The 1,832-nt window shown below is 63.1% G+C and carries 1 protein-coding gene and 1 pseudogene; both read right to left on the reverse strand.

Annotation, left to right across the window (positions count from 1 at the left end; all coding sequences use genetic code 11):
• Nucleotides 1-18 precede the first annotated feature (18 nt).
• Nucleotides 19-1,065 carry an HNH endonuclease gene (locus tag CHU93_RS00130; protein ID WP_243375014.1) on the reverse strand — a complete coding sequence of 349 codons (1,047 nt, stop codon included), beginning with the start codon at nt 1,063-1,065 and terminating at the stop codon, nt 19-21.
• A 129-nt stretch (nt 1,066-1,194) separates the two neighbouring features.
• A pseudogene (locus CHU93_RS17795) lies at nt 1,195-1,620 on the reverse strand (class I SAM-dependent methyltransferase); the annotation flags it as partial.
• Nucleotides 1,621-1,832 lie beyond the last annotated feature (212 nt).

Below are 1,832 nucleotides of genomic sequence, written 5' to 3' on the forward strand. Positions count from 1 at the left end.
CTGATCGTCGCGTAGTTCTCACCTTGATCGTCGCGCTACATGCTCCCAAGCGTCCTTCCACCAGTCAAGGACCAGCGGCCTCGCATGGGTAAGGGCAGCAGAGCTCGGCAACCTGTCGCGCTTCTGGTGCTGGTTGATGCGGCGATGGGCTGGAAACAGGTTCCACAGATCCGCGCATGGCCAGGCGGACCATGGCAGGCAATGATCAATGTCGAGGATGTCGGCCCGCAGGCGCTGGCCGGACCAAACGCAATGCAGCCGGTCACCTTTGTCCAGAGCGGCCAACGCTATGTCCCGGGCAAGCCGGACGTCCCGATTGGGTTCTGTCCAGGCCAGCGCCGCTTCGACCACGCCGAGGGGCAGCTCACTCCCCTGCCCCGCCGCGTAGATTCGGGTCAGGCGGGCCCATTCTGCGACCAACACCGGTTCGATCCATGCCCCAAGCCGCTGCATGGCCCGCCAGACATGGCCGGGGACCGAAATGCTCCCAAACATGGCCAAGGTTTCCCCGTCGAGAACCAATGATTGGCTTCGCGGAGTGCGAGATGTCCGGGCGTCGAAGACCCGGGCATCTGACCCTGGATAGGTCGTGAAGTTCGCGGGCATTCGCGCGATGGTGCGAGCGGCATCGCCGATCGCCCTTGCAACCAGAACCGCCCGCTCGTCGGTAAAGCTGGCGCCGATTCTGAGATCGGTTGCTGAAATCCCGCTGGTCATCAGTCCGCGAAAGGCATCGCCGACAAAGCCGAGGCTGTCGGGGCCAGCGTTGCCGGGCGACTGCGGCAAGCGAGCCGAGATGAGCGGCAGGTAGATCCGCAGCCAGTTCAAGGCGACGGCGCCGATGGGCAACTCGACATCATCATCCCCCGTACCAGGCCGGGCCAACGCTGGCGCCAGGTCAGCGAGGCGAGCGATGCTGCGCAACAGACCCAGTTTGTAGGTCGTCGTCTTGGCATCATTCAGAATGATCCCGCGCAACAACGGCAGTGCGCCGGCACCATCATCAGGCAGGGTCATGCACATGGTGACCCAACTGACCTCGGCGCGGCCGGCACTGTCAGCCATAGGCGCGGTCGTGCGGGTAACGGCCAAGCCATGCTCGCGTGCAAGCGCCTCTATCTCTCCAACGCTCACCTCATGCATTGGCCGATCCGCGGGCGCCGGGCCAAAGCGCAGGATGATGACGAGGAGCCCCCGGGGCTTGAGCAAAGCCGTCAGCTTGCGGAAGGCCCGGCGACGGTCGCTTGGGGCGACATGCTGCCAAACAGCTGAGAGCAGAATGACGTCGAACCCAAGGCCAAGTTGGTGGCAAGTGGTGAGCGCTGGAAGCCTGTCGTCAACCCACCGGACATTCGCCTTTGGGTGAAAGCGACGTCCCGCATCGCGGAGACCCGGCGCAGGCTCGGCCGCAACAACCTCGAAGCCCAGCCCTGCCAGCCAAGCGGCATCGCGACCAGACCCTGCTCCGACATCAAGGACCAGTCGATCAGCACCGGCAGCCGGTAGAAGGTCTGCATAAGTCTGCCTGAAGGGCTCTGCATTCAGCGCTTCGTACCTGTCGGCGAGTATGGCCGCCTGTGCATCGTAAATGCGGATGCTAGAATCTGAGCCTTCAATCACGACGCGAGATTAGGACAACCAAACATCTGCTGCCACTCGTATTGCGCGGGCAACCCATGCCGAGATGGCCCCCAGCTTAGCAATCACTCACATGATGTTGGATGGCACTTTGGATCGATCCCACAGGCGCCGCAACTGCTCCGGACAGATGGCACCTGTAAAGCCGTCAGCCAATCTGGGCACCTCCATTAACTCAGCTGAGCACCGCGCCG

It is taken from the genome of Sandarakinorhabdus cyanobacteriorum, from assembly GCF_002251755.1.
Classification (GTDB): Bacteria; Pseudomonadota; Alphaproteobacteria; order Sphingomonadales; family Sphingomonadaceae; genus Sandarakinorhabdus; species Sandarakinorhabdus cyanobacteriorum.

Excerpts from the sequence above, each read along its gene's own strand:
- CHU93_RS00130 (WP_243375014.1), bottom strand. The coding sequence starts at position 1,065 with ATGGCTGACAGTGCCGGCCGCGCCGAGGTCAGTTGGGTCACCATGTGC.